The organism is Candidatus Nitrosopumilus salarius BD31 (assembly GCF_000242875.2).
GTDB lineage: Archaea > Thermoproteota > Nitrososphaeria > Nitrososphaerales > Nitrosopumilaceae > Nitrosopumilus > Nitrosopumilus salarius.
The window spans coordinates 1-521 of record NZ_AEXL02000050.1 but is presented as its reverse complement, the minus strand read 5'-3'; the positions used below and the strand labels follow the sequence as shown (position 1 = coordinate 521).

At 39.9% G+C, this 521-nt stretch carries 1 pseudogene; it reads left to right on the top strand.

Features of this window, described 5'->3' with window-relative positions:
* Positions 1–470: pseudogene (locus BD31_RS02150) on the top strand (anthranilate synthase component I family protein); the annotation flags it as partial.
* Between the last annotated feature and the right edge of the window lie 51 nt (positions 471–521).

Genomic DNA, 521 nt, shown 5'->3' with positions numbered 1-521 from the left:
GCAGAGCACACCATGCTAGTAGATTTGGGAAGAAATGATATTGGTAGAGTATGCAAGTATGGGACAGTTCATCCAGAGTCTCTAATGGAGATTAAAGATTCAGTCACGTTCAACATATTGTCAGTCATGTGGTTGGTAATTTAGCGCCTGAAAATGACATGTTTGATGCATTTCAGGCAGTATTTCCAGCAGGAACAGTCTCTGGGGCTCCAAAGGTACGAGCCATGGAGATCATAGAGGAATTGGAAACTGAAGCAAGGGGACCATATGCAGGAGCAGTAGGTTATTTCTCATATAACGGATGCTGTGATTTTGCAATTGCAATTAGAAGTATATTCATTGAGAACAACAAAGGGTTTGTGCAATCAGGTGCGGGAATAGTATCAGATTCTATTGCAGAAAACGAATTCAAAGAGACAGAGCACAAAGCGGGAGCAATGCTTCAAGCATTAAAGGAGGCATCAAATTGAAATTTTTAATCATTGACAACTATGATTCATTCGTATACAATATTGCACAGT